General features: G+C 68.3%; 23 protein-coding genes. 11 read left to right on the top strand and 12 right to left on the bottom strand.

Going from position 1 to position 25,751, the window contains the following annotated elements; translation table 11 throughout:
• The first annotated feature begins 28 nt into the window (after positions 1 to 28).
• The 4 genes from AC2S9W_RS04815 (at position 29) to AC2S9W_RS04800 (ending at position 2,466) form a co-directional block, all read left to right on the top strand.
• Positions 29 to 424 (top strand): nuclear transport factor 2 family protein, encoded by a 396-nt coding sequence (locus AC2S9W_RS04815; protein WP_076077436.1) that lies wholly within the window; start codon positions 29 to 31, stop codon positions 422 to 424.
• Complete coding sequence (locus AC2S9W_RS04810; protein ID WP_255211403.1) at positions 411 to 1,082, top strand: carboxymuconolactone decarboxylase family protein; 672 nt, start codon at positions 411 to 413, stop codon at positions 1,080 to 1,082. The genes AC2S9W_RS04815 and AC2S9W_RS04810 overlap by 14 nt, the downstream gene beginning before the upstream one ends.
• Before the next feature lie 91 nt (positions 1,083 to 1,173).
• Entirely contained in the window at positions 1,174 to 1,797 is a 624-nt protein-coding gene (locus AC2S9W_RS04805) for a glutathione S-transferase family protein (RefSeq protein ID WP_486571692.1), read from the top strand.
• Between the two features lie 30 nt (positions 1,798 to 1,827).
• Positions 1,828 to 2,466, top strand: coding sequence for a VOC family protein (locus tag AC2S9W_RS04800; protein ID WP_082737042.1), 639 nt, complete (start codon positions 1,828 to 1,830; stop codon positions 2,464 to 2,466).
• A gap of 563 nt (positions 2,467 to 3,029) precedes the next feature.
• On the opposite strand, the gene AC2S9W_RS04795 is transcribed toward AC2S9W_RS04800, so the two are convergent.
• Positions 3,030 to 4,595, bottom strand: coding sequence for a long-chain-fatty-acid--CoA ligase (locus AC2S9W_RS04795; RefSeq protein ID WP_486571691.1), 1,566 nt, complete (start codon positions 4,593 to 4,595; stop codon positions 3,030 to 3,032).
• Positions 4,596 to 4,679: 84 nt separating this feature from the next.
• Between AC2S9W_RS04795 and AC2S9W_RS04790 the strand changes: the two genes are divergently transcribed.
• Positions 4,680 to 5,732 carry a cobalamin-independent methionine synthase II family protein gene (locus tag AC2S9W_RS04790; RefSeq protein WP_076073474.1) on the top strand — a complete coding sequence of 351 codons (1,053 nt, stop codon included), beginning with the start codon at positions 4,680 to 4,682 and terminating at the stop codon, positions 5,730 to 5,732.
• A 102-nt stretch (positions 5,733 to 5,834) separates the two neighbouring features.
• Here AC2S9W_RS04790 and AC2S9W_RS04785 read toward each other — a convergent pair whose 3' ends face one another.
• The 6 genes from AC2S9W_RS04785 to AC2S9W_RS04760 all read right to left on the bottom strand — a co-directional run bounded on the left by AC2S9W_RS04785 (position 5,835) and on the right by AC2S9W_RS04760 (position 12,585).
• Complete coding sequence (locus AC2S9W_RS04785) at positions 5,835 to 6,527, bottom strand: alpha/beta fold hydrolase (protein WP_067111178.1); 693 nt, start codon at positions 6,525 to 6,527, stop codon at positions 5,835 to 5,837.
• A gap of 26 nt (positions 6,528 to 6,553) precedes the next feature.
• Positions 6,554 to 7,474, bottom strand: coding sequence for an NAD(P)-dependent oxidoreductase (locus AC2S9W_RS04780; RefSeq protein ID WP_076073473.1), 921 nt, complete (start codon positions 7,472 to 7,474; stop codon positions 6,554 to 6,556).
• Positions 7,471 to 8,769 carry a phosphopyruvate hydratase gene (gene eno, locus AC2S9W_RS04775; RefSeq protein ID WP_076073472.1) on the bottom strand — a complete coding sequence of 433 codons (1,299 nt, stop codon included), beginning with the start codon at positions 8,767 to 8,769 and terminating at the stop codon, positions 7,471 to 7,473. The genes AC2S9W_RS04780 and eno overlap by 4 nt, the downstream gene beginning before the upstream one ends.
• Entirely contained in the window at positions 8,766 to 9,746 is a 981-nt protein-coding gene (locus AC2S9W_RS04770) for a phosphotransferase family protein (RefSeq protein WP_486571690.1), read from the bottom strand. The genes eno and AC2S9W_RS04770 overlap by 4 nt, the downstream gene beginning before the upstream one ends.
• The gene (locus AC2S9W_RS04765; RefSeq protein ID WP_104960227.1) at positions 9,747 to 10,874 is read right to left on the bottom strand and encodes an alpha/beta hydrolase; all 1,128 of its coding nucleotides are present in this window, start codon (positions 10,872 to 10,874) and stop codon (positions 9,747 to 9,749) included.
• Positions 10,875 to 10,950: 76 nt separating this feature from the next.
• Positions 10,951 to 12,585: a long-chain-fatty-acid--CoA ligase gene (locus AC2S9W_RS04760; protein WP_486571689.1), complete on the bottom strand. Its 1,635-nt coding sequence runs from the start codon at positions 12,583 to 12,585 to the stop codon at positions 10,951 to 10,953.
• Positions 12,586 to 12,760: 175 nt separating this feature from the next.
• On the opposite strand from AC2S9W_RS04760, the gene AC2S9W_RS04755 reads away from it, so the two are divergent.
• A complete protein-coding gene (locus AC2S9W_RS04755; protein WP_067111196.1) occupies positions 12,761 to 13,210 on the top strand; it encodes a MarR family winged helix-turn-helix transcriptional regulator in 450 nt (149 codons plus the stop codon).
• A gap of 4 nt (positions 13,211 to 13,214) precedes the next feature.
• Here AC2S9W_RS04755 and AC2S9W_RS04750 read toward each other — a convergent pair whose 3' ends face one another.
• Positions 13,215 to 13,790, bottom strand: coding sequence for an NADPH-dependent FMN reductase (locus AC2S9W_RS04750; RefSeq protein ID WP_104960226.1), 576 nt, complete (start codon positions 13,788 to 13,790; stop codon positions 13,215 to 13,217).
• Positions 13,791 to 13,861: 71 nt separating this feature from the next.
• Positions 13,862 to 14,368, bottom strand: coding sequence for a MarR family winged helix-turn-helix transcriptional regulator (locus AC2S9W_RS04745; protein ID WP_076073466.1), 507 nt, complete (start codon positions 14,366 to 14,368; stop codon positions 13,862 to 13,864).
• 170 nt (positions 14,369 to 14,538) lie between these two features.
• Here AC2S9W_RS04745 and leuD point away from each other — a divergent pair, with 170 nt between their 5' ends.
• Positions 14,539 to 15,147, top strand: a complete 609-nt coding sequence (leuD, locus tag AC2S9W_RS04740) for a 3-isopropylmalate dehydratase small subunit (protein ID WP_076073465.1) — start codon at positions 14,539 to 14,541, stop codon at positions 15,145 to 15,147.
• Positions 15,148 to 15,405: 258 nt separating this feature from the next.
• Here leuD and leuC read toward each other — a convergent pair whose 3' ends face one another.
• Positions 15,406 to 16,827: a 3-isopropylmalate dehydratase large subunit gene (leuC, locus tag AC2S9W_RS04735; RefSeq protein ID WP_076073464.1), complete on the bottom strand. Its 1,422-nt coding sequence runs from the start codon at positions 16,825 to 16,827 to the stop codon at positions 15,406 to 15,408.
• A 453-nt stretch (positions 16,828 to 17,280) separates the two neighbouring features.
• On the opposite strand from leuC, the gene AC2S9W_RS04730 reads away from it, so the two are divergent.
• The 4 genes from AC2S9W_RS04730 (at position 17,281) to AC2S9W_RS04715 (ending at position 22,126) form a co-directional block, all read left to right on the top strand.
• A complete protein-coding gene (locus AC2S9W_RS04730) occupies positions 17,281 to 19,590 on the top strand; it encodes a TonB-dependent receptor (protein ID WP_169799692.1) in 2,310 nt (769 codons plus the stop codon).
• A gap of 77 nt (positions 19,591 to 19,667) precedes the next feature.
• On the top strand, positions 19,668 to 21,374 hold the full coding sequence (locus tag AC2S9W_RS04725; RefSeq protein WP_486571688.1) for a sulfatase family protein: 1,707 nt from the start codon (positions 19,668 to 19,670) through the stop codon (positions 21,372 to 21,374).
• Between the two features lie 90 nt (positions 21,375 to 21,464).
• Positions 21,465 to 21,878: a response regulator transcription factor gene (locus AC2S9W_RS04720; protein ID WP_486571687.1), complete on the top strand. Its 414-nt coding sequence runs from the start codon at positions 21,465 to 21,467 to the stop codon at positions 21,876 to 21,878.
• Positions 21,794 to 22,126 carry a LuxR C-terminal-related transcriptional regulator gene (locus AC2S9W_RS04715; RefSeq protein ID WP_337180419.1) on the top strand — a complete coding sequence of 111 codons (333 nt, stop codon included), beginning with the start codon at positions 21,794 to 21,796 and terminating at the stop codon, positions 22,124 to 22,126. Before AC2S9W_RS04720 ends, AC2S9W_RS04715 begins: the two co-directional genes overlap by 85 nt.
• Positions 22,127 to 22,320: 194 nt before the next feature.
• Here the strand turns inward: AC2S9W_RS04715 and AC2S9W_RS04710 are convergent, their stop codons facing one another.
• Both AC2S9W_RS04710 and AC2S9W_RS04705 read right to left on the bottom strand, forming a co-directional pair.
• The gene (locus tag AC2S9W_RS04710; protein ID WP_486571686.1) at positions 22,321 to 23,370 is read right to left on the bottom strand and encodes an ACP S-malonyltransferase; all 1,050 of its coding nucleotides are present in this window, start codon (positions 23,368 to 23,370) and stop codon (positions 22,321 to 22,323) included.
• Positions 23,371 to 23,482: 112 nt separating this feature from the next.
• Positions 23,483 to 25,690 carry a dehydrogenase E1 component subunit alpha/beta gene (locus AC2S9W_RS04705; RefSeq protein WP_486571685.1) on the bottom strand — a complete coding sequence of 736 codons (2,208 nt, stop codon included), beginning with the start codon at positions 25,688 to 25,690 and terminating at the stop codon, positions 23,483 to 23,485.
• Positions 25,691 to 25,751 lie beyond the last annotated feature (61 nt).

Here is a 25,751-nt window from a genome sequence, read left to right as displayed (position 1 = left end):
ATTTTCAGGAAATGATCGGGAGACGATGATGGCAGAACAGGACGATATCCGGGCGATGGCCCAGCGCTTCTTCGACGCGATCGAGGCCGGCGACATAGAGACGATGAAGGCCAGCTTCGCCCCCGGTGCCGAGATCTGGCACAACAGCGACGAGGCGATCGTCACCCCCGAGCAGACCGCCGCGACGCTGACCGGCATGGTCGCGCGGATCAAGGACCGCGCCTATGCCGAACGCCAACTCCACGTCTTTCCCGGCGGCTTCGTCCAGCAGCATGTGCTGAAGGGCCGGCGGGTGCACGACGACGTCGCGGTGCGGCTGCCCTGCGCGATCGTCTGCCGCGTCGAGGACGGCAAGATCGCGCGGCTCGACGAATATTTCGATTCGGCGCATGTTGCCGCATTCCGCAAATATGCCGACGCCTGAGGAGGACGCCATGCCCGTGCTGCGCCAGGTCCCCCGGTCCGAAGTGACCGACGAGACCGTCATCGCCTATTACAACCGCCTGTTCGGCGATCGCGACCCGGTCGCCGAGCCGGGCACCGCGACCGGCACGCCGGGCGACTGGTGGACCGTCTATGCGCTCGCGCCCGACATCTTCAAGCATGCGGTCGACGGCTTCGCGGTCTATCGCCATCCGGCGCGCAAGATCGACCCGGTGCTGCGCGAGCTCGGCCAGACGCGCGCGGGCTGGGTGAAGGGTAGCCAGTTCGTCTTTTCGCAGCATTGCAAATCGCTGCGCGGGCTCGGCGTGTCCGACGAGAAGATCGCCGCCATCCCGCATTGGGCGGTCGCCGACTGCTTCGACGAGCAGGAACGCGCCGTGCTCGCCTATGCCGACTGCCTCAGCCAGGCGGGCGGCCGCGTCCCGCTCGCGGTGTTCGACAAGCTCAAGAGCTTCTGGGACGACGAGCAGATCTTCGAATTCACCTACATCACCTGCCTTTACGACATGCACGCGGTGATCACCCGCGCGCTGCGCATGGAATATGACGCGCGCGAGGAGCCGATCGTCGAGATCGCGGCGCCCGAGGGCTTCAACGCCGCCGACTTCCTGAGCGCGCCGGCGCGCAAGCCCGAATGACCGGGCGAAAAGGTCGTACGAAGAGACGCGGAGCCAACCGTCAAGTTAATTGACGGTTGGCTCTGAACATGCTAGGAATCGTGCCGAGAGGATGGCGATGCAATTCTATAATTCGGTCGGCCCCAACCCCCGCGTCGTGACCCTGTTCATGGCGGAAAAGGGGATCGACATCCCCACGGTCGAGGTCGATCTGCGCGGCGGCGAGAACCGGCGCGCGCCCTATAACAGCGCGGTGAACCCCGCCGGGCAAACCCCCGCGCTCGCGCTCGACGACGGCTCGGTGCTGACCGAGATCACCGCGATCTGCGAATATCTGGAGGAGCTGTTTCCCGCGCCGCCGCTGATCGGCACCACGGCCGAGGAACGCGCACGCACGCGCATGTGGGTGCGCCGCGTCGACCTCAAGATCTGCGAGCCGCTCGCCAACGGCTTCCGCTTCGCCGAAGGGCTGCCGCTGTTCGAATCGCGGATGCGCTGCGTGCCGGAGGCGGCGCCGGGGCTGAAGGCGATCGCGCAGGACGGGCTGCGCTGGCTCGATCCGCTGATCGCCGGGCGCGACTTCATCGCCGGCGACCGGCTGAGCCTCGCCGACCTGCTGCTTTTCGCCTTTCTCGATTTCGGTGCCACGGTGGGCCAGCCGCTCGACCCCGCCTGCACCAACATCGCGCGCTGGTTCGCGGGGATGAAGGCCCGCCCCGGCGCCAACCCAAACTGACTACAGCCGATTGCACGAAGGAGACGGATCATGGCTGCAACCAATAAGGAATTCGAATTTCGCGGCGTCAACCACCTGGCGCTGGTATGCAAGGACATGGCGAAGACGGTCGAATTCTATCGCGACGTCCTCGGCATGCCGCTCGTCAAGACGCTCGACCTGCCGGGCGGGCGCGGACAGCATTTCTTCTTCGACCTCGGCAACGGCGACAGCCTCGCCTTCTTCTGGTTCCCCGAAGCGCCAGAGGCGGCGCCCGGCATCGCGGCGCCAGAGGCGCTGCCGACCCGCGGCAACTTCATGTCGGCGCACGGGTCGATGAACCACATCGCCTTCAATGTGCCCGCCGAGAAGTTCGAGGAATATCACCAGCGGCTGATCGACAAGGGCATCGACGTCACGCCGATCCTCAACCACGACAATTCGGAAACGCAGGTCGCCGACAGCTTCGACGACAGCGTCTATGTCCGCTCGATCTATTTCTTCGACCCCGACGGCGTCTGCCTCGAATTCGCGGCGTGGACGATGGCGAACGGCGAGTTCACCGACGCCGACGTCGCGCACGACCCGCGCCAGGCCGACGGCACCCGGCGCGAGGGATTCGTCCTGCGCAACAAGGCGCTGGCGGCGAACGACGCGGCGCTGGCCGGCGAGATGACGCCCGCCGAATAGGCCCCGTCGATTTGGGAATCCCCTGTGGCCCGGCCGCGCGCCGGGCCCTTTTTTTTTGGCGATTATATCGTTTGCAAATATGAGGCAGGCGTCCCGCCCTCCCCAGCCTTCGTCATGCTGAACTCGTTTTCAGCATCCATGGCCGGATATCTCCTTGTACGCCGCGCTCGCTTCGGGGGCAGGCCATGGCCCCCCGGATCGGGTCCGGGGCAGGCTCTGAAACAAGTTCGCAATCATCCCCTTCCGACACGTGAGCGTTCCCCGGCGAAAGCCGGGGTCCAGATGGCACAGCGCTGCCTCGCATGGACCCCGGCTTTCGCCGGGGATCACCAGCGTCCCTGTCTCAGGGGTATAAACGCCAAACAAGTTCTGGGTGACGAAGTGAGGAGAATAGTTCCTCGGTATTGGCAAAACGATATAAACACTTTTTTGGGTGGCCATCGAACGCCAAATCGTCGCCCCCGCGAAGCCTGAAGGCTGACGCCGGCGCGATGGCGGCCCCGGCTTTCGCCGGGACGACGGAAATCGGTCCCCGCCATGACGCCGTCAGGGTCGGAAAGCCTTTATCCCACCGCGCGGTCGCGGCCTTCCCAATAGGGCGCGCGCAGTTCGCGGCGCAGCACCTTGCCCGACGGGTTGCGCGGCAGCGCGTCGATGATGTCGACGCTTTTTGGCGCCTTGTAGGCGGCGATCCGCTCGCGCGCCCAGGCGATGACGTCGTCGGCCGCCACCTCGGCGCCGGGCGCCGGGACGATCAGCGCCTTCACCGCCTCGCCCCACCTGGCGTCGGGAACCCCGATCACCGCGACGTCGGCGACGCCGGGGCAGCCCATGATCGCGCTTTCGACCTCGGCCGGATAGACATTCTCGCCGCCCGAGACGATCATGTCCTTGATCCGGTCGTGGACGAAATAATAGCCGTCGGCGTCGCGGTAGCCGACGTCGCCGGTGTGCAGCCAGCCGTCGACCACCGTCTCGGCGGTCGCTTCGGGCCGGTTCCAATATTCCTTCATCACGATGTCGCCGCGGATCGCGATCTCGCCGATCTCGCCGGCACCGAGCGGCCGGCCCTCGCCGTCGAGGATCGCCATCTCGGCCCCCGGCCACGGCTGGCCGCAGGAGGTCAGCTTGCCCGGCAGGTCGTGCGCCGCGGGCGACAGATAGGAGCCGCCCCCCGCCGATTCGGTCATGCCGTAGAATTGCACGAAGTCGCAGCCGAAGACGGCGCGGGCGCGGCGCAGCACATCCTCGGCGATCGGCGAGGCGCCATAGGCGATCGAGCGCAGCCGCGCATAGTCGCCCGTCTCCGCCCCCGGCTGCTGCAGCATCATCTGGATCATCGCGGGCGCGAGGAAGGCGTGCGCGACGCGTTCCTCGCTCAGCATCGCGATCGCGTCGCCCGCGGCGAAATCCTTGACCAGCACCAGCCGCCCGCCCTGCGCGAGGCCGGAGAAACTGACGTTCGTCCCCGCGACATGGAACAGCGGCATGACGATCATCACCGTCTCGTCCTCGTCATAGGCGAAGCCGTCGATCTCGGTCGCCATCTCGAGGAAGCGGCGATAGGTCCGGTTCGCCAGCACTACGCCCTTCGGCCGCCCGGTGGTGCCGCTGGTATAGAGCTGGAGCACGTCGTCGCCCAGCTGCGGCTCGTCGGCGGGCGGCGTCGCGGGCGCGTCGCCGATCCAGGCGTCGAGCGATTCGAACGCCGGATGCGCGCCATAGAGCGCGACGAGGCGCGGCGGGTTCGGCAGTCCGGCGACCGCCGCCAGCGCGGTGTCGAAGAAATCCTCGCCGACGAACAGCAGCTTCGGCCCGGCATCACCCAGGATGAATTCGATCTCGCCCGCCGCGAGCCGGCAGTTGATCGGCGCAAGGCAGGCGCGCGCCCGCGCGGTGCCGAAGAAGAGCGGATACCAGGCGTCGTGATTCTTGGTCAGCACCGACACGCGGTCGCCCGGCACGACCCCTGCGGCGATCAGCGCGTGCGCCACGCGGTTCGACTGCGCGTCGAGTTCGGCGAAGCGGGTCTCGCGGTCGCCGAACTTCACCGCGACCGCGTCGCCGCGCTTGCGCGCCTGCGCCGCCGGTATGTCGGCCAGCGTGCGGATGGCATCCAGGTCAATCATTTCGCTCTCCCACCGTCACTTTGATCTTGAGTTAGATAGAATACTAAGTAAATATTTGACTAGTCCAAAAAGAGAGGATTTGCCTTGGTCGATCACCCCATCCTGCCGACAACCATCGTCGGAAGCTACCCCCAGCCGGACTGGTTGATCGACCGCGAGCGGCTCAAGGCCAGCCTGCCGCCGCGTGTGCGCGCCGAAACGCTGTGGCGCATCCCCGATCCGTGGCTCGCCGACGCGCAGGAAGCCGCGACGCTGATGGCGATCCGCGACCAGGAGGAAGTCGGCATCGACATCGTCGGCGACGGCGAGATGCGGCGCGAAAGCTATTCGAACCGGCTCGCGACCGCGCTGTCGGGGATCGACCGCGAACGGCACGGCACCGCGATCGACCGCACCGGCAACGCGAATCCGGTGCCGCTCGTCTCCGGCCCGATCCGCCGCGTCGCGCCGATCGAGGCACAGGACGCCGCCTTCCTGCGCCGCCATTCGACGAAGCCGGTGAAGCTGACCCTCCCCGGCCCCTTCACCATGACCCAGCAGGCCGAGAACGGCTATTATCCCGACGCGCGGTCGCTGGCGATGGACTATGCCGACGCGGTCAATGCCGAGGTGCGCGACCTGTTCGCCGCCGGGGTCGATGTCGTCCAGCTCGACGAACCCTATCTCCAAGCGCGCGCGGGCGAAGCGCAGGGCTATGCGATCGAGGCGATCAACCGCGCGCTCGACGGGGTCGAGGGCATGACCGCGCTCCACATCTGCTTCGGCTATGCGATGGTCCACCACGGCGCGGGGGCGACCGGACCCAAGCCGAAGGCCTATGATTTCCTCGCCGAGCTCGAAGCCTCCGACATCGACGTCATCTCGATCGAGGCGGCGCAGCCGGGGCTCGACCCCGCGATCCTCGCCGAGCTGCCGTCCAAGACGATCATGTATGGCGTCCTCGACCTCTCGATTCCCGAGGTCGAGACCCCGGAGGTCGTCGCCGGCCGCATCCGCGAGGCGCTGCGCTACGTCGACGCCGACCGGCTGTGGATCGCCCCCGACTGCGGGATGAAATATCACAGCCGCGAGCATTCGCTGGCCAAGCTCAAGGCGATGGTCGACGGCACGGCGCTGGCGCGCGCGGAACTGAAATAGCTTTGCCGTTCCCGCGAAAGCGGGAATCCAGGGTTGGATCAGCCGACGCGCACCCTGGATCCCCGCTTTCGCGGGGATGACAAGGCGTTATTGCGCCGCAAATCACCCGTCGACGAATTCCGTCAGCAGCGGCACCACCACCTCGGGCGCCTCGATCGTGGTCAGATGCCCCGCGCCGGGCACCACCGCCAGCCGCGCGCCGGGAATCGCATCGGCGATCTCCTGATGATGCGCGCGGCTGGTGATGCCGTCCTTCTCGCCCCAGACCAGCAGCGTCGGCACCGCGATCTCGCCGAGCCGCGGGCGGCTGTCGATGCGCGCCATGATCGCGCGCTGCTGCGCGAGGAAGGTGTCGGCGCCGGTGTCGGCCGCCATCCGCCGCGCGATACCGAGCAGCCGCTCGTCGCCGCGCTTCTCCTCGGGGAAGAGGATCGGGATGCGTTCCTCGACCACCTGGTCGAAGCGCCCGCTTTCCACCAGGTCGATATAGCCCTGCCGCCGCGCCGTCTGCGCCGGGCCGTCGGCCGAGGCGAGCGTCGACAGCAGCGCGAGCCGGGCGACGCGTTCGGGCGCGCGGCGCATCACCTCGAAGGCGACGAAGCCGCCCATCGCGTGCGCAATCAGCGCGAAGCGCGGCGGGGCGTTGTCGAGCAGCCGCTGCGCGAAATCCTCGATCCGGTCGTCGCTGCGATTGTCGGCGAGGATGACCTCGCGGTCGGCCCACGCGCCCAGCAGCGGCTGCCAGACGGCGTCGGTCAGAAGCTGGCCGGTGATGAGGACGATGGGGAGAGTCATGGTCTGAATTCCTGAAGCATCGGGGTTCATACCACCCGATGCAGCAACGCTTCACCCGCGCCGAGCCGGCGGATATTCTCGTGCGCGACCGACAGGCTGCGCACCAGCGTCTCGGGCGTCAGCCACGCGATATGCGGCGCGAGCACGACGTTGGGCAGCGCCAGCAGTGGATCGCCCGGCGCCACCGGCTCGCGGTCGAACACGTCGAGCCCGGCGCCGCGCAGATGCCCCGAGGCAAGCGCCTCGACCAGCCGCGCCGCATCGACCAGCTCGCCGCGCGCGGTGTTCACCAGCACCGCGCCTTTCTTCATCGCCAGCGGATCGACGGCGCCGCGCGTCTCGTCGGTCAGCGGCATGTGCAGCGAGACGATGTCGGCCTCGGCGACGATGCGCTCCAGCGGCCAATAGTCGTAGGGCGCGTCGCGGCGGCTGCGCGCCGTGTAGACGACCCTGGCGCCCAGCGCCGCGAGCACCGGCGCTAGCAACTGCGCCGAATGGCCGAAACCGACCAGCCCGACCGTGCGCCCCGCCACCTCGCCGACGCTGTCGAGTTCGGCCGGGTCGGCGCTCCACCCCTCCCCGGCGCGCGTCCGCGCGTCGAAGAAGCAGGTGCGGCGCAGCACCGCCATCATCAGCGACAGCGCCATCTCGGCGACCGCCTGGCTGTTGGTGCCGGGCATGTTGCACACCGCGACGCCGTGGCCCTGCGCCGCGTCGAGCGCGATCGTGTTGACGCCGACCCCCAGCTTCTGGATCAGCTTCAGCTTCGGCGCCGAGGCAATGAAGTCGGGCGTGACGGGAGTCAGGACGTGGAGCAGCGCGGTGATGTCGGGCGCCACCGCGCCGAGCGGTGCCGCCTCGTCGACATGCACCACGACGCCGGGGCCAAAGACCGCGTCGACCGCGTCGCGGAATCCGGGGCTGGGGCGCGCGTGGAGGACGATCATGCCGCGACGGTCCCGATCGGCGCGGCAAAGGCGCCGAAGCCCGCGAACACCGCGTCGGCGCCCATCGCCTCCTCGATCCGCAGCATCTCGTTCCACTTCGCCATGCGTTCGGAACGGGTGAAGCTGCCGACCTTGAGCTGGCCCGCGTCCCAGCCGGTCGCGAGATGCGCGATGGTGACATCCTCGCTCTCGCCCGAGCGCGCCGAGACGATCGCGCCCCAGCCGCGCGCCACCGCCGCGTCGAGCGCGGCCTTCGCCTCGGTCACGGTGCCGACCTGATTGACCTTGATCAGCGCCGCGTTGCACACCGCCGCCTCGCCCGCGCGTTCGACGCGCTCCGCATTGGTGACGAGCACGTCGTCGCCGATGATCTGCACCCGGTCGCCGATCGCCGCGGTCACCGCCGCCATCGCCGTCCAGTCATCCTGTCCCGCCGGATCCTCGATCGACAGGATCGGATAGCGTTTCGCCCATTCGACGATCCGCGCCGCCATCTGCTCGCTCGTCAGCCGCCCGTCGTCGAGCGCGAGGCTGTAGCCCGATGCGTCGCCCAGCTCGTTCGCGGCGATGTCGAGCGAGATGAACACCTCCTCGCCCGCGCGGTGCCCGCTCGCCTCGATCGCCCTGGTCAGCGTGTCGAGCGCATCCTCGTTCGAGTCGAAATTGGGCCACCAGCCGCCTTCGTCGGCGACCCCCGACAGCGGACCCTTCGCCTCCATCAGGCGGCCCGCGGCGCGATAGACGTCGTCGGTGATCTCGAGCGCGCGGCGGAAGCTGCCCGCCTTCGGGCACATCACCATGAAATCCTGCACGTCGGTTCGCCGTCCCGCGTGCGCGCCGCCGCCGAAAATCTGGATTTCGGGCAGCGGAATGCGCACCGGACGCCTGCCCGCCAGATAGCGCCACAGCGGCTCGCGCGCATCGGCCGCGGCCGCGTGGAGCACCGCCATCGACACCGCGACCACTGCATTGGCGCCGAGCCGCGCCTTGTTCGGCGTCCCGTCGAGGTCGCACAGCGCCTTGTCGACCGCCGCCTGATCGCGCGCGTCCATGCCGGCGATCGCCCCCGCGATCTCGGCGCCGATTCCGGCGACCGCGCCATTGACGCCATAGCCACCGAATGCCGTGCCGCCGTCGCGCAGGTCGATCGCCTCATGCGCCCCGCGCGAGGCGCCCGCCGGCGCGATCGCGCGGCCGACCGCGCCCGATTCGAGCAGCACCTCGGCCTCGACGGTGGGCCGGCCGCGCGAATCCCAGAGCTGGCGGCCGGTGACGGAGGCGATACGCGAGGTCATACAAAAGTCCTTTTCCAGTTGGCGACGAGTGCGTCGACGGGCGCGGGATCGCGCAGCAGCGCCCGCGCCTGATCGCGCACGACGCGCTTGTGTTCGGGGTCGGTCAGATAGGGGGCGGGCGACTTGCCCTCGACGCGCGCGAGCAGCAGCGCGGAGGTGAGCCGGCCGGCGCGCAGCAGCAGCCCGTCCGGCGCTTCCCAGTCGATGCCGGCGCGATAGGCCGCGACCAGCGCCACCGCCGCATCGCCCAGCCGCGCATCGTCCAGCCACACCGCCTTGAGCAGCAGGTGCGTCGTGCAGAAGGCGAGGTCGAAGGCCGGATCGCCATAGACCGCGCATTCGGCATCGAGGAACACCGGGCCGTCGGCGGCGACGAGGATATTCTTGGGACTGACGTCGCCATGTACCAGCGCGATCTTCGTCGCCGACAGCGCGTCGGCGAGGTCGCGCAGCACCGGCGCCAGCTCGGCGTCGTGATCGGCGACGTGCAGCAGGAAGGGATCGACGCGCAGCGCGCGGAACATCGCCTGGGTCGGAAAGGCGTCGCGGTCAGCGGCGCTGTTCGCGGTCGCGGCGTGCACCGCGGCGATCCGCGCGCCCACCATCGCCGCGAAATCCGCATCGACGCGTCCCGCGATCAGTTCGTCCTTCCACACCGGGCAATCGGGCAGGAAGCGCATCGCGAAGCCGTAGTGCGGCAGCTCGGCGAGCACCTCGGGCGCGATGCGCGGATCGACGCCGCGCGCGCGCTTCAGCCAGCGCACCTCGCTCGCGCCGCGCTCTACCGGCGCGTGCCACTCGGCGGCGACGCGGAGCTGTTCGAGCGGGCGTTTGACGACGATCGGCCCCGCCGCCGTCTCGACCTTCCACACGTCGCATGATACGCCGCCGGTCAGCGGTTCGAGCGCCGGCGCCTCCGTCCCGATCAGGCCGGCGCCGCGCAACCCTTCGACGATGTCGGCGCCGGCCGTGTCCACTTACAGCTTCTCCCGGATCCACGCGCCGACGAGGTCGGCGGCATTCTGCCGCTCCTCGATCGAATCCTCGAAATAATGCGCGCCCTTGATCAGTTCGAGCTGCTTGTCGGTCGATCCGAGGAAATCGAAGATCTTGCGCGCATCGCTCGGGAAGACGCCGGTGTCGGCGGTTCCCTGGACGACCAGCGCCGGGGTGTCGTGCTTGGCGAGGTGCGGCTGGCCCTGGCAGGGCGAGGTTTCGAGGCTCCACATGTTGAGCCACGTCCGAATCGTGTTCGCGCGGCCGATGCTCGGCGAGCGGTTAGCGATCGCGGGGTCGCCGCGATAGCACCAGTTGGGCTTGCGGTCCGACGGGTCGATCGCCGGATCGACGCAGCGGATGTCGCCCCAGCAGCGGAACATCGGGAAAATCCGGTCGGGGATTCCGGCATCGTTGAGCCGCTTCAATTCCGCCTTCGCCCAGTCGGTGATCCGCTGGTTGCGCGCGCGCTGCGCGGCGCGATACTTGGCGATGAATTCGTCCGAATAGGGCGGGCCGTTGTCGGGGTTGAACGGATCGAGTTCGGGGTCGGTCAGCGTCGGATCATTCTCGTCGATCACCGACGCGTCCATCCAGTCGGTCAGCACCTCCGGGCGTCCCTGGTGCGCGTTGAAGCTGATGTAGAGGTCGCCCTTCACCAGTTGCGCGAGCGCATCCTGCCCGGCGGAGGGAAGCCGGTCGGTCAGCGTCGGCGCGATCGCTTCGGCCTGATAGGCCCCCATCAGCGAGCCGCCGCCCGAATTGCCGAGGATGACGATCTGTTCGACCCCGGCCTCTTCCTTCAGCCACTTCATCCCGACGCCGATGTCGAGCACCGCATGTTCGAGCAGGAACTGGTCCTCCATCCCGCGATAGCGCGTGTTCCAGCCGAGGAAGCCGAAGCCCTGCCGCGCGAAATAGGGCGCGATATAATGTTCGGAGAAATCGACGTTGTAATGGGTGGCGATGATCGCGACCTTCGGGCGCTTGCCCGCCTCGGTCCAGTAGATGCCCTGGCACGGATGCCCGCCGGCCTGGATGCGCGGCGCGGTCGGCGACACCCTTCCGATGAATTGCGCGTCCAGTCCTTCGATCCCGTTCGGGTCCATTAGTTTCTCTCCTGCTGGTTATATCTCACCATCGTCATCCCGGACTTGATCCGGGATGACGAAAGTGGGGAACATATCAACGGCTGACCTCGAAAGGCAGTTCATAGCCTTCCAGCCCGGCGCGGATCGCCCTTTTGTCGATCTTGCCGGTGGGGCCGAGCGGGATGGCGTCGACGAACAGCACGTCGTCGGGCATCCACCATCTGGCGATCTTGCCGTCGAGAAAGGCCTTGAGGTCGTCGGCCGAAGCCGTCGCGCCGGGTTTCAGTTCGCACAGCAGGATCGGCCGTTCGTCCCATTTGGGGTGCGCGACGCCGACCACCGCGGCGTTGGCGACCGCATCGTGCCCCATCGCGATATTCTCGATCTCGATCGAGCTGATCCACTCGCCGCCCGATTTCACCACATCCTTGGCGCGGTCGGTGATCTGCATATAGCCTTCGGCGTCGATCGTGCTGACGTCGCCGGTATCGAAGAAGCCTTCTTCGTCGAGCACGTCGCCGCCCTCACCGCCGAAATAGCCCGCCGCAATCGTCGGCCCCTTGATCATCAGCCGTCCGGGCGTCCGGCCGTCGTGCGGCAGGCGGTTCCCCGCATCGTCGACCAGCTTCATCTCCAGCCCGCAGAGCAGCCGGCCCTGCTTCAGCTTGTACGCCATCTGCTCGGCGTCGGACTTTGCCGCGACCGACGCGTTCGGGACCGAAACGGTACCGAGCGGCGAGGTCTCGGTCATCCCCCAGCCCTGGATGACGTCGACGCCATAATCGTCGCGGAAGGTGCGGATGATCGATTCGGGGCATGCCGATCCGCCGATCGTCACGCGCTCCAGCGTCGTGAAGCGCTTGCCGTTCTCCTGCATATATTGCAGCAGCATCTGCCACACGGTCGGCACCGCGGCCGAATAGGTGACGCCCTCCTGCTCGATCAGGTTGTAGATCGATTCGCCGTCCATCCGCTGCCCCGGCAGCACCAGCTTCGCACCGACCGCGGGCGCCGAATAGACGACGCCCCAGGCGTTGGCGTGGTACATCGGCACGACGAGCAGCACCGTGTCGCGCGCCGAAAGCGCGAGCGCGTCGCGCTGCAAGGTCATCAGCGCGTGGATGTAATTGGAGCGGTGCGAATAGAGCACGCCCTTCGGATTGCCCGTCGTCCCGCTGGTGTAGCAGAGACCGCAGGCGGCATTCTCGTCGAAATCCCCCCACGCATAGTCAGCCGGATGATCCGCGATCCAGTCGTCGAAGGCGACGGCGGGAAAGCTCGTCTTCGGCAGCGAGGCCGCATCGCAGAAGAAGATCACCTTCTCGATCGACGGCACCTGCGGCAGCAATTCCTCGACAAGGTCGGCGGTCGCCGGGTCGGCGATCAGCAGCCGGTCGCCGGCATGGTTCGCAATATAGGCGATCTGTTCGGGAAACAGCCGCGGATTGAGCGTGTGGAGCACCGCCCCCATCCCCGCCGCGCCGTACCAGGCGGCAAGGTGGCGGGCGCCGTTCCAGCCCATCGTCGCGACGCGGTCGCCGGGCGCGATGCCCTCTGCGGCGAGCGCGTTCGACACGCGCCCGGCGTCGGCGTGGACGGCGGCATAGGTGGACCGGGTGACGCGCCCCTCGGCATCGCGCGACACGATCTCGCGCGCGCCGTGCCAGGCGGCCGCATGATCGATGATGCGATCGACGGTCAGCGGCACATTCTGCATCAGTCCGTCCATGGGCCCGCGGTCCTCCCTCGTTGGTCCGGCCTCCTTGCATCCCCGGCCGGTAAAAGCATAGTATACTAAGTATCTCCGGTTTGCAACGCCGCTCTGCCTTGCTTCGCCCCGTCCCTTCTTCTAGCGTCGCGCCGCCGGCGTCCGACCGGGAAACAGGGGTTCATCGCGGCATTCCATGCGCACCAATCAGCTCATCATCGCACTATTCCAACGCTTCTGCTGGCTCGACGAAGGGTTGCAGTCGCGGCTTCACGATCGCGGCTGGCCCGACATCAGCCGGCCGCAGTCGATGATCATGACCAACATCGCCAGCGGCATCGTGCGCCCGTCGGACATCGCGCGCAACCTCGGCGTGTCGCGTCAGGCGATCCACAGCACGATCAACCAGATGGTCCGGCTCGGCGTCGTCCGGCTGGAGGTCGACCCGCGCGACCGCCGCCACATGATCGTGTCGCTCACCGAACTCGGCGCGCGGATGCGCCGCGACGCACAGCGCGCGATGGACGCGCTCACCGGCCAGCTCGCCGAAAAGCTGGGGCAGGATCGCTTCGACGCGCTGCTCGAAGCGCTCGAGGCCGACTGGGGCGACAATATCGAGCGCCGGCCCGCCGTCGAGCGCGCCTGAAGTCCTAACCCGCCAGTGCGGCTGCGACCGCGACCAGCCGCGCCGCGGTCATGTCGACCAGCGACGCGGGCAGCGCATCCTTCAGCGCGCCTTCGGCGTCGAACGCCGCATGGGCGTTCGGCACCAGCACCTGTTCGGGAATCACCAGCGTCTGCACGGTCGAAAGGATCTGGCGCAGGTGCGCGAGCGCCCGCAGCCCGCCGAACGGGCTGATCGATGCCGCCATCACCGCCGTCGCCTTGCCGCGATAGGCGGTCAGCGCGACGAGCCCCTCGTCGCCGGTCGGGCGCGACGCCCAGTCGATCGCGTTCTTGAGCAGCGGCGGCACCGAACCGTTATATTCGGGCGACACGAACAACAGCCCGTCCTGCGCCGCGAACAGCTGCTTGAGGCGCAGCGCGTCGGGCGGAAAGGCCTCCGCCTCCAGCGCCGCCGAATAGAGCGGCAGGTCGAAGGTCGCCAGATCGACCTCGACCACCTCGGCGCCGTGCGCCGCGAGCCGGGCCGCGGCGAGCCGGGCGAGCGCACGGTTGAACGATCCGGCGCGCGTGCTGCCGGCGATGACTGCGATATGGGTCATGGTCCCTCCCGATCGAAATTGGTTAGTGTTCTAACCTTCAATCGGGGCGGGGGCAACCGCCGACAAACGGATCAGGCGCTGGCGTCCGACAGGATCGTCAGCTTCGCCGTCTCGTCGGCGAGGTTGGCGATGACGCGGCGCATCAGTGCCTGCAACTGCGCGACCTCATCGTCGCTCATCCCGCGCGTCGCGATCTGGTGCACCTCGGCGTTGATCGGCGCGAGCAGGATTTCCAGCTTCTTCGCGTGCGGGGTCAGATAGATGAAGGTCTTGCGCCGGTCCGCGTCGGTCTTGCGGCGCGTGATGAAGCCGGCCTTCTCCAGCCCTTTCAGCGCGACCACCGTCGTCGGCTCGCGCATCCCGACCCGCTCGCTCAACTCGCGCTGGGTGATGCCGTCCTCGCGCCACAGCTGGCGCAGGAAGCGCCACTGTCCCGACGACACGCCGTGCGACAGCGTGCCGCGTTCGAGCAGGCGCGAAAAGGAGCGAAAGGTGATGCGGGCGAGATAGCCGATGCTGTTTTCCGGATTGGTGAAATATTCGGCCGGATAGCGCAATGTCGGATTCGTCTTGGCCAATGCTCTTCCCCCCAATCGGTCCGCGGGCGCGCGGACCCTGCCTGATCGAACGAACCTGAAACCGACCGTAGGGGCCTATGATTCGTCCGGCAATAGTTTCGGCGCGCCGGCAGGGTTGGACAGCGCCGCCGATCCGATATACTTAGTATCCTAAGTTCAAAGGATGAGCCATGCTAAAATTCGATCGGCTGACCGCGACCGCCGCACCGCTCCCACTCGCCAATGTCGACACCGACATGGTCATACCGGCGCGTTACATGACGTCGCTCACCCGCGACGGGCTGGGCCGCCACCTGTTCCACGAACTGCGCTACCGCGACGACGGCGCCGAGCGCGATTCGTTCATCCTCAACCGCGGCCCGTGCCGGAACGCGCAGATATTGATCGCCGACCGCAATTTCGGCTGCGGCTCGTCGCGCGAGCATGCGGTGTGGGCGCTCACCGATTTCGGCATCCGCTGCGTCATCGCGCCCAGCTTCGGCGACATCTTCGCGAACAATGCGCGCAAGAACGGGCTGCTGCTGGTCCGCCTTCCGGACGCGCTGTGCCAGCGGCTGCGCCGCGAGGTCGAACTGGCGCAGTTCGCGCCGATCACCGTCGACCTCGCCGAGCAGCGCATCGACCTCGCCTCCGGCGAATCGCTGGCCTTCGCCGTCGATCCCGATGACCGGCGCACGCTGATGGAGGGGCTCGACGACATCGACCGCACGCTGCGCCACGCCGCCGCGATCGCCCGATTCGAGACCGCCCGCGCGGCGCGTTCGGTCGGGGATTCGTGAATATTCCGGTTTCGACGGAGTCATCCTTTCCTTCGGCATGCTGAACCTGTTTCGGCATCCATGCCCCCGGAAACAAGTTGACGATCATCCCGGTCCGACACGGAATCGTCCCCCCGGCGAAAGCCGGGGTCCATGCGGGGCGGCGCTACGCCATCCGGGCCCCGGCCTTCGCCGGGGAACAGGCTCTTGCCTGACCGATGGGCATATAGGCCAAAGGCGATGAGGGTGGAGCAGCGAAGCTGAACGCCGGCGCACCGCTCAGCGCGGCGCGTCGAGGTCGTCGGGCGCGGCGATCGCGCCCGCCACCGCGCTCGCCGCCGCAAGCGCCGGGCTCATCAGGTGGGTGCGGCCGCCGCGCCCCTGGCGATTCTCGAAATTGCGGTTCGACGTCGCCGCGCAGCGCTCGCCGGGACGCAGCCGGTCGGGGTTCATCCCGACGCACATCGAGCAGCCCGGCTCGCGCCAGTCGAAGCCCGCGGCGCGGAAGACGGCGTCGAGGCCCTCCGCCTCGGCCTGCCGCTTGACCAGCCCCGATCCGGGCACCGCCATCGCGCGGACGTGCGGCGCGACGCGGCGCCCGCGCAGCACCGCGGCGGCGGCGCGCAGGTCCTCGATCCGGCTGTTGGTGCAGCTGCCGATGAACACGCGGTCGAGCCGCTGCCCGGCGATCGGCTGCCCGGGCGTCAGGTCCATATAGGCGAGCGCCCGCGCCGCGGCGGCGCGCGCCTCGGCGCTGGCGAAGCGCGCCGGGTCGGGGACGTGGCCGCCGATTCCGACCACCTGTGCCGGATTGGTGCCCCAGCTCACCATCGGACCGACGGCGGCGGCATCGACCCACAGCTCATGGTCGAAATGCGCGCCCTCGTCGCTCGCCAGCACGCCCCAGCGCGCCAGCGCCGCGTCCCACGCCGACCCCGCCGGTGCGGCCGGGCGCCCCTTCAGATAGGCATGGGTCGTCGCATCGGGCGCGATCAGCCCGGCGCGCGCGCCCATTTCGATGCTGAGGTTGCACAGCGTCATCCGCGCCTCCATCGACAGCGCGCGGATCGCCGACCCGGCATATTCGATGACATGCCCGGTCGCGCCGTCGACCCCCAGCATCGCGAGCAGGTGGAGCGCGAGGTCCTTCGCGTGGACGTGCGGCGCCAGCACGCCGTCGACCGTGATCCGCATGTTGCGCGAGCGGCGCTGGCGGATCGTCTGCGTCGCGAGCACATGCTCGACCTCGCTCGTCCCGATGCCGAAGGCGAGCGCGCCGAAGGCCCCGTGAGTCGAGGTGTGGCTGTCGCCGCAGACGATCGTCATCCCCGGCTGCGAGCGCCCCTGTTCGGGGCCGACGACATGGACGATGCCGTTGCGCGGGTCGCCCATCGCGAACTGCTCGACGCCGAAGCGCGCGCAATTGTCGGAAAGCGCCTCGATCTGCGCGCGCGCCTGGCCGTCGGCGACCGCGGCGGGCCCGCCCGCCTGCCCTTCGGTCGGGACATTATGATCGGAAAGCGCGAGCGCCAGTGCAGGCCGCCGCACCGGCCGCCCGGCGGCAGCAAGCGCGGAGAAAGCCTGCGGCGAGGTCACCTCGTGCAGCAGGTGCAGGTCGATGTAGAGCAAGGTCTCGCCATCGTCCTCGGCGACGACGTGCGCGTCCCATATCTTGTCGTAGAGCGTGCGCGGCGCGATCATCGGCGGGCAGCCTTTCCGCGCCGGGCGCGCGCGGCGAAGCGACTCGGGCGCAGCGCGCGCCGGGCCGCCGCCATCCTTTCGTCGCCGCCTTTCGATTTTCGCACCGTCGCGCTCCCCCGACGCGCCTCCCGCCCGCCGGGCGGAGTCGCGCAAAATACTTAGATATCTAACTTGTAGCCAATCCACCCCCGATGTAGCAAGCGCTTTTCCGGGGATTTCCCCTTTTTCATCCTGATAATACTTAGTACTTGAAGTATATTTTTCCTATGCTAATGGAGCCGTGGGACGTGAGGATCGCAGACCCGTCGGCGCCGGACACAGGCCGGGGCCGCATCGCGAGTGAAGAGGCAAAAAGCCCCCAGGACTCCCGTTCCACCAAGGCAGCGGCCGTATGACGGTCCGCCGCGCAAATGCGCGGGCGGGCGCGTGCGTCCGCCCATCAGGGAGGACATGATGAAAACCGCATTTCTGTTTCTTTCGGTCGCCGCCGTCGCGCTGACGAGCGCGCCCGCCCACGCCCAGTCGGCCGACGAAGGCGCTTCGGGCGGCGGCTTCGGCGACATCGTCGTCACCGCGCAGCGCCGCAGCGAGAGCGTGCAGGACGTGCCGATCTCGATCTCCGCCTTCAACAGCGAGATGGTCGAATCGAGCGGCAGCACCAATATCACAAGCCTCAACGGCATCGCGCCCAACGTCGTGCTGCAGACGCAGGGGCTGGTCGCCAACGTGCCGATGATCTCGATCCGCGGCATGAGCACGGCGGACCCCGATCCCAACGCCGACCCCAAGGTCAGCACGATCATCGACGGCGTCTACATTCCCTTCGTGTCGAGCACGATGCTCGACCTGTTCGACGTCGAGCGCATCGAGGTGCTGAAGGGTCCGCAGGGCGTGCTGTTCGGCAAGAACAATCTCGCCGGCACGATCAACGTCATCACCGCGCGGCCGACCGACGATTTCGGTGGCGAGGCGCGCGTCACGCTCGGCTCGTTCGGGCTGAAGCAGTTTCGCGGCAAGCTCAATTCGGGCCGTTTCGCCGACGACGCGCTGGCGGCCAAGGTCTCGGTCAATTTCCGCGACTATAACGGCTACGCCCGCAACGTGATCACCGGCAACCGCCTCAACGGCGCCAATGTGAAGTCGGTGCGCGGCGCGCTCAACTTCGACCGGGGCGGCGCTTTCGATTCGACGATCGTCGCCGACTGGCTGAAGCAGAAGACCACCGGTCCGGCGCCGCACGTCCTCGACAACGGCGATGCCAACTGGGATCTGCTGCCCGACGTCGTCAAGACCGACGTCCGCAAGGCGGCGGTGCTGTTCGATCCCTACGCCAACACCGAAACCTATGGCGGGTCGTGGACCTCGAACCTCGACGTCGGCTACGGCACGATCACCTCGGTGCTCGGCTATCGCCACCTGACCTATGTCACGCGTGGCGACTTCGACGGGCTGATCGATCCCCGTCCGGCGCTCGACGTCATCCGCGATTTCTCGGGCGAATCGAAGAGCGGCGAGCTGCGCTATGTCTCGCCGGCGGGCGAGCCGGTCGATTTCGTCGTCGGCCTCTATTACCAGACCGACAAGTGGCGGCAGTTCAATACGGTGTTCGCGACCCCCACGACGACGACGTTGGCGCAACTGCACCAGAACACCGAAAGCTATGCGGTGTTCGCGCTGGTCAACGCGCATCCGGCCGACGGGCTGACGCTGTCCATCGGCGGCCGCTTCAGCCATGACAGCAAGAAATACGACATCGCGACGCAGGTGCGAACGAATACCACCTCGGTCGGGAACCTGACCGGGGACGCCTATACCCAGGCGGTGATGCAATCGCTGCTCAGCGGCGCGCAGCTTTCGTCCTTCGCGACCAGCCTCAAGGCGTCGTGGTCCGAATTCACCCCGCGCCTGACCGTCGAATATCGCGTGTCGCCGAGCGCGATGGTCTATGCCAACTATTCGCAGGGCTACAAGGCGGGCGGCTTCAACTCGCGCGGCACGATCGCGGAGAATGTCGGCCCCTATAACCCCGAATATGTCAACGCCTTCGAAGTCGGCGCGAAGACCGACCTGTTCGACCGGCTGCTGCGCTTCAACGTCGCGGGCTTCGTCAACAATTATCGCGACCTTCAGGGGTCGGTGACGAAGATGGGCGCCGTCCGCGCGGAGAATATCACGACCAACATCGCCGCGGCGAAAATCTACGGCTTCGAGGTCGAGACGCTGCTGCGTCCGGCGGACGGCCTCACGATCGGGGCCAACCTCGCCTATCTCCACGCGCGCTATACCGATTTCTGCGCGGACACGAACGGCGTCTTCACCAACGGGGCGCCCGAACCCGGCCAGTGCGGTCCGGCGCAGCCGATCCTGATCAACGGCGTGCCCAACGGCACCTTCGCAGTCCCGACCGATTCGTCGGGCCTCGACCTCGCCAACGCGCCGAAGTGGAGCGGCAGCCTGGCGGTCGACTATGCGATCCCGATGTCGTTCGGCGAGATCAAGCTGCACAGCGATGCGCGCTATTCGTCGCGCTTCAACACCTGGGGCCGCAGCAACCTGCCCGGCTATTACCGCGACGAGGTCGTGCTGCTCAACGCGAGCATCGCGGTCGCGGGCGAGGACGACCGGTGGAAGGTCACCCTCTACGGCTCGAACCTCACCGACCAGAAGGTGATTTCGGGCGCGACCAACGCCGGCGCGACCCCGATCTCGCAATTCTATCAGCCGCCGCGCGAATTCGGGGTCGACTTCGCGGTCAAATTCTGACGGCCATGTCCCGCGGCGCCCCGACCGGCGCCGCGGGATTTTCTGTTTCTGCAAAAGGACCTATACGGGAGAGTCTGATGACCTGGGATCTGGATCGCCGCACGTTCGTCGGCATGGGCGCGCTCGCCACCGCGGGGCTGGCGCTGCCAGCCTATGCGAAGAACGGCCGGAAGCTGAACGTCCTGATGATCGTCACCGACCAGGAACAGAGCATCGCCAGCTATCCCAGGGGGCTGCTCGAAAAGCTGCCCGCGCACCGCGAGCTGCTCGAACGCGGGATGCTGGTCGAAAACTATCACGTTCACACCACCCCCTGCACCCCGTCGCGCTCGACGATCTTCCAGGGGCACCACACCCAGCAGACGGGGCTGTTCCTCAACAGCGACAACGCCCCCTATCCGGTCGCGGCGGAGACGATGCCGACGCTCGGCCACATGATGCAGGCCGCGGGCTATTACACCAGCTACAAGGGCAAGTGGCACCTCAGCCGGATCAACTTCGACCGCAACTGGACGCGCATTCCGGGCGGCATCTATCCGACCACCGAACATGCGATGGAGAAATACGGCTTCCACGACTACGGCTTCGACGGCGAGGAGGTCGGGCTGACCTGGGACGGCTATCGCGCCGACCGGTTCGTCGCCGGCGACGCGGCGCGCTCGATCTTCGACTATGCGCAGCGGGACAAGGCGGGCGGCAAACCCTGGTTCCAGGTCGTCGGGCTCGTCAATCCGCACGACATCATGTTCTATGACGCGACCGGCAAGCAGGCCGAAAGCCGCCCCGATCCCAACATCCTGGGCCCTCTGCGCCGCGAGCCGGGCGACCCGCTCTATGCGGTCGACAACAAGTTCGACCTGCCCGAAAGCTTCTACAAGGACGATCTGTCGGGCAAGCCCGAGGCGCATCGCGCGATCGTCCGCCTCAACGACCTCTTCTACGGCGCCATGCCCCACGACGACGAGGAAAGCTGGCACCGCTTCATCAACTATTATTACAACTGCCTGCGCGACGTCGACCGCAGCATCGGCCAGCTGCTCTGGGCGCTCAAGGAAAGCGGCCAGATCGACAACACGATCATCATCTACACCAGCGACCATGGCGAGCGCGCCGGCGCGCACGGGATGCGCCAGAAGGGCGCAACCATGTACCGCGAAGAGGTCAATATCCCGATGATCGTCGCCCACCCCGATTTTGCGGGCGGGCGCACGACGCGCGGGCTGATGGGCGCGATCGACCTCGCCCCGACGCTGATGAGCCTCGCGGGGCTGTCGGCGGACGAGCAGAAGACCCGTTTCCCCGGCCTGCCCGGGCTCGACGTCTCGGGACTGCTCGCGGCGCCCACCGCGCCGACCGAGCGCGACCGGCAGGGGCATCTCTTCAACTATGCGGTCGCCCATTATTGGGAGCCGACGTCGGTCGCGGCCGACCGCGCCGCCAACCTGCCGTCGGGCGAGCCCGATTACGGCAAGCGCTTCGATCTGTCGAAGCGCCGCCTGCACCGCGGCATCCACGACGGCCGCTACAAGTTCGCGCGCTATTTCGCGCCGGCGCATCACCACACGCCGACCGACTGGAAGACGCTGACCGCGATGAACGACCTCGAACTCTACGATACGAGCTCCGATCCCGGCGAGATGGTCAACCTCGCGAACGACCCGAAGCACAAGGCGAAGGTGCTGCGGCTCAACAAGATGGTCAACGCGCTCGTCGCGCGCGAGGTCGGGGCCGACGACGGCCGCGAATATCCCGGGCCGACGGAGATGTACAACCAGCCCACCTGACCCCCGCGCCCCAGCGATCACTTCGGATCGGCGCCGGAATCGAGCGAATCCCGCTGGGCTTTGCCGGCGTCCGCCCGCAGCATCGCGGACGTGAGCGACAGCGGCGGCCATATCCATCTCATCCTGCCCGACCCGGTCGAGCGCGCGGCCTGTTTCCGGCTGCTGGCGCGCGGCGCCAACCGCGTGGTGCGCAGCTTCGCCAGCGCCGACGCCTGGCTGGAGGCGCAGGACGGTACGCGCGGCGGCATCCTGCTGCTGCGCTGGCGCCAGCCCGGCCCGACGAGCGGCGCCGCGCTGCTCGACCGGATTGCCGGGCGCGGCGACCTCATCGCCTTCGTCGCCGCCGAGCGGCTCAGCTTCGACGAGGCGCGCGCGACCTGCTGCCCGCGCCGCTCGACCCGCGGCTCGTCCGCCGCACGGTGGAGGCGGCGCTCGACGAGTGGCGCGAACGCGAACGCGCCGCCGCGCGGCACCGCGAGGCCGCCGCCCGGCTCGCCGCGCTGACCCCGCGCGAGCGCGACATATTGGAAGCGGTCGCCGCCGGGCTCGGCAACAAGGCGATCGCGCGGCGCTTCGACCTCAGCCCGCGCACCGTCGAGGTGCACCGCGCCAGCATGATGCGCCGCGCCGGCGCCGCCAGCGTCGCCGAGCTGCTGCGACTGCATTTCACCGTCGAACAGGAGGGCGCGCGCGGCGGTAATCCGGTCCATTTCGGCGCAGGCGCGGCCGGCGGCGCCGCGCCCCGCCTATAAGGAGATCGAACGGCGGTCCGCCCTTGAGTTGGTCCCCATCGGCGTCGCCGTTCGTCTGCACGGGCCCAACCCCACCTGGACCGTGCGTCCCACGCGTGCCGGCGGAGGAGGTTCCACCTCCGCCGGCCGCAACCTAAAGCGGCGTGCCGTAAATCTGCATCACGCCCAATCGTTCGGATTCATGGCTCTATGCTCTACCCCGCCACCAGCACGCGCTGCTCGGCGCGGCCCATCGCCAGCAGGATCGGATCCGACGCCTGCCGCCGCGCAAAGGCGGCCTTGCTCGTCAGCCCCTGCCAGCCGATGCCGATCAGCGCCTGCGCGATCGCGCCGCCCAGCGTGTCGCCGGGGCCCGGCAGGATGATGACGTCGGGCGCATATTCCTTCACCGCCACCTGCACCGACAGCGCGAAATCATAGGGCGCGAGGATCTGGTGCCCGAAGCTGTAGTCCCAAAGCATCGCCGGGTCGGCGGAAAAGCGCCGCCAGACATGCCCGCGCCCATCGACCAGCGGCAGCGCGGGCCGGCCGAACAGCGCCGCCGGCAGTTCGGCGCGCGCGCGTTCGGCGCTGCCTGCCATCAGCGGCGTGTGGAACGGCCCATGCCCGGCGAGCCGCAGCGGGTCGCGCCCCGGCGTCGGCGGCGCCTCTGCCAGCAGCGCGGCGAGCCCGTCCTCGTTACCCGCGAACACCAGCATCCCGGCAAGGTCGATCGACAGCGCCAGCGCATGCCCCGGCCGCGCGTCGATCGCGGCGGCGAGCGCGAGCAGCGTGTTGCGCAACCCCGGCACCGGCCGCCAGTCCGCATCGACGATCTGGAGCAATATCTGCCCGCCCGGCCCGTGCGCCTGGCTGTTGAGCCCCATCGCATTGGCGATGCGGAAACCGTCGGCGACCGACACCGCACCGCCGATCGCGAGCGCGCTGTACCAGCCCATCGAATTGCCGAGCGCCGCGACGACGTCGTAGCGCTCGCGGTCGATGCTCAGCCAGTCGAGCAGCGTCGCGGCATAGATCAGCGGCGCCGCGACGTCGCCGCGCATGTGCGTCGCGACGCTGAAACGGTCGGCGCCGTCGAGTTCGCTCACCGTCGGCTGCCCGCGCGCGCGGCGCTGCGCGTCGAAATCGGCGATGAGGCCGGCGAAGCGCGCGCCGTGAAGCCGCGCGATGCTGCCCAGTTCGCCTTTGCCATAGGTGCCGCGCCCCGGCGCGACGACGATCGCGGTCTTCTTGTTCGCGGTCATCCTGCCCTCCGTTCGTGCTGAGCTTGTCGAAGCACCGTTCTTCTCTTTCTTCTCTCTTCGGTTCAAAACAAGGACAGCCCTTCGACAAGCTCAGGGCGAACGGATTTGAGGATCAGTCTCTGGCTAAAAGCTCCCGCGCCGCCGCGACGATCGAATCGCGGCTCGGCAGCGTCAGCGTCGCCGCCTTGCCCAGCGGGATGAAGCTGTCGTAAGCGGCGATCCGCGCGAGCCGCTTGCCCGGCGCGCGCTCGGCGAACAGCGCCATCAGTGCCTCGCTCTGCGATCCGGTGATCCGGCATTCGTCGACGATCAGCACCCGCTCCGCCGCGCCGGTCGCGGCGAGCAGCGCGTCGGCGTCGAGCGGCGCCAGCCAGCGCAGGTCGATCACCCGCGCCGCGATGCCCTCGGCGGCGAGCAGCTTTTCCGCCTGCCGCGACAGATAATATCCGTTGCCATAGGTGACGATGGCCAGATCGGTCCCGTCGCCATGCACCCCCGGCTCGCCCAGCCGGATCGGCACGCTTTCGCCCGGCGCCTCGTAGACGCTGGTCCACAACCCGTCGCCCTCCGCGTGCAGATCGCGGGTCATGTAGAGCGCGATCGGCTCGACGAACACCACCACCCGCTGCTCCTCGCGCGCCAGCCGCACGCATTCGCGCAGCATCGCCACCGCGTCGCGGCCGTTCGATGGCACCGCCAGGATCAGCCCCGGAATGTCGCGGAACACCGCCAGGCTGTTGTCGTTGTGGAAATGGCCGCCGAACCCCTTCTGATAGCCGAGCCCGGCGATGCGGATCACCATCGGGTTCGCATATTGGCCGTTCGAGAAGAAGCTGAGCGTCGCCGCCTCGCCGCGGATCTGGTCCTCGGCATTATGGACATAGGCGAGGAACTGGATCTCGGGCATCGGCAGGAAATCATTGTGCGCCAGCCCGATCGCGAGGCCGAGGATCGCCTGTTCGTCGAGCAGGGTGTTGACGACGCGCGCCGAACCGAAGCGCTGGTGCAGCTTTGCTGTGACATTGTAGACGCCGCCCTTCGGCCCGACGTCCTCGCCCGCGACGACGATCTCCTCGTGCGCGAGCATCAGGTCGGCAAGCGCCCACGACAGCAGCCGCGCCATGTGCATCGGCTTGTCCATCTGCGCGGCGTCGCCGCCGAACAGCGCCGCGCGATCCTCGGCCGACGGCGCGTTCGCCCGCGCGCGCTCGCGCCTCGGCGGGATCAGGTTTTCCATCACCCCGGCGGCGGTCGTGATCTTCGGCCGCCGGATCGCCGCCTCGGCCTGCCGCGCCAGCGTCGCGCCGATCTCCTCATAGGCCTCGGCGACCTCGGCCGCGGTCATCCAGCCGCGTTCGGTCATCAGCGCCGCGCCCGCCAGCAGCGGATCGCGCGCCTCGTCGGCCTCGATCAGCGCTTTCGGCAGATAGGCGCCCTGCACGTCCGACCCGGCATGGCCATAAAGCCGCACCGTGCGCATATGGAGGAACACCGGCTTGCGGGTGCGGCGCGCGAAATCCGCCGCTTCCCTCGCCCCGGCATAGGCGGAGACGAGGTCGCTGCCGTCGCACGCGATATAGTGCAGCCCCGCGCGCTGGCGGAACTGCGCCGCGATCCAGCCGTCGGGGGTGCGCGTCGAAATGCCGATACCATTGTCCTCGCACAGGAAGATCAACGGCAGCGGCGTCCGCTGATACGCCGCCCAGCCCGCGGTGTTGAACGCGCCCTGTGCGGTCGAATGATTGGCCGAGGCGTCGCCGAAGCTCGCGAGCACCACCGCGTCGTCGGGCAGCGGCAGGCCGGTGCGCCCCAGCCGCCGCGCGATGCCGATCGAAAAGGCGGCGCCGACCGCCTTGGGCAGGTGCGAGGCGATGGTCGAGGTCTGCGGCGGGATGGACAGCGGCTTCGACCCGATCACCTTGTGCCGCCCGCCCGAAATCGGGTCCTCGGCCGACGCCGCGAAGCTCAGCAGCATGTCCCAGTCGGACGTCTGCCCCGGGAGCTGGCGCGCGCGCTGGAGCTGGAAGGCGTTCGAGCGATAGTGGAGGAACGCCATGTCGGTGACGCGCAGCGCCGCCGCGACCGCGGCATTGCCCTCGTGCCCCGACGACCCGATCGTGTAGAAACCCTCGCCGCGCGCCTGCAGCGCGCGCGACAGCCGGTCCATCTGGCGGCTGGTGAGCTGCGACAGGAAGATGTCGGTCGCCTCGGCGCGCGACAGGCCGACGGCGCCCGGATCGGGGGCATCGGCGCGATCGGGCAGCGCGCCCGCCGCCAGCGCCGCGAGGAATTTTTCATGCACCGCCTGTGCCGCGTCCACGCCGATCCTCCTGCTGCGCCTTCGCCATCCGGTTACACCTGTAACCATCGCCGCCTTTGCC

The organism is Sphingopyxis sp. 550B (genome assembly GCF_057401805.1).
The sequence above is the reverse complement of the archived record's forward strand: the minus strand, read 5'-3'. Positions and strand labels throughout refer to the sequence as shown.

Coding starts and splice junctions, on each gene's coding strand:
- AC2S9W_RS04730 (WP_169799692.1), top strand. CDS start 17,281: ATGAAAACCGCATTTCTGTTTCTTTCGGTCGCCGCCGTCGCGCTGACG.
- AC2S9W_RS04795 (WP_486571691.1), bottom strand. CDS start 4,595: ATGATTGACCTGGATGCCATCCGCACGCTGGCCGACATACCGGCGGCG.
- AC2S9W_RS04805 (WP_486571692.1), top strand. CDS start 1,174: ATGGCGATGCAATTCTATAATTCGGTCGGCCCCAACCCCCGCGTCGTG.
- AC2S9W_RS04755 (WP_067111196.1), top strand. CDS start 12,761: ATGCGCACCAATCAGCTCATCATCGCACTATTCCAACGCTTCTGCTGG.
- AC2S9W_RS04780 (WP_076073473.1), bottom strand. CDS start 7,474: ATGATCGTCCTCCACGCGCGCCCCAGCCCCGGATTCCGCGACGCGGTC.
- AC2S9W_RS04815 (WP_076077436.1), top strand. CDS start 29: ATGGCAGAACAGGACGATATCCGGGCGATGGCCCAGCGCTTCTTCGAC.
- AC2S9W_RS04710 (WP_486571686.1), bottom strand. CDS start 23,370: ATGACCGCGAACAAGAAGACCGCGATCGTCGTCGCGCCGGGGCGCGGC.
- eno (WP_076073472.1), bottom strand. CDS start 8,769: ATGACCTCGCGTATCGCCTCCGTCACCGGCCGCCAGCTCTGGGATTCG.
- AC2S9W_RS04765 (WP_104960227.1), bottom strand. CDS start 10,874: ATGGACCCGAACGGGATCGAAGGACTGGACGCGCAATTCATCGGAAGG.
- AC2S9W_RS04750 (WP_104960226.1), bottom strand. CDS start 13,790: ATGACCCATATCGCAGTCATCGCCGGCAGCACGCGCGCCGGATCGTTC.
- AC2S9W_RS04800 (WP_082737042.1), top strand. CDS start 1,828: ATGGCTGCAACCAATAAGGAATTCGAATTTCGCGGCGTCAACCACCTG.
- leuD (WP_076073465.1), top strand. CDS start 14,539: ATGCTAAAATTCGATCGGCTGACCGCGACCGCCGCACCGCTCCCACTC.
- AC2S9W_RS04810 (WP_255211403.1), top strand. CDS start 411: ATGCCGACGCCTGAGGAGGACGCCATGCCCGTGCTGCGCCAGGTCCCC.
- leuC (WP_076073464.1), bottom strand. CDS start 16,827: ATGATCGCGCCGCGCACGCTCTACGACAAGATATGGGACGCGCACGTC.
- AC2S9W_RS04725 (WP_486571688.1), top strand. CDS start 19,668: ATGACCTGGGATCTGGATCGCCGCACGTTCGTCGGCATGGGCGCGCTC.
- AC2S9W_RS04760 (WP_486571689.1), bottom strand. CDS start 12,585: ATGGACGGACTGATGCAGAATGTGCCGCTGACCGTCGATCGCATCATC.
- AC2S9W_RS04785 (WP_067111178.1), bottom strand. CDS start 6,527: ATGACTCTCCCCATCGTCCTCATCACCGGCCAGCTTCTGACCGACGCC.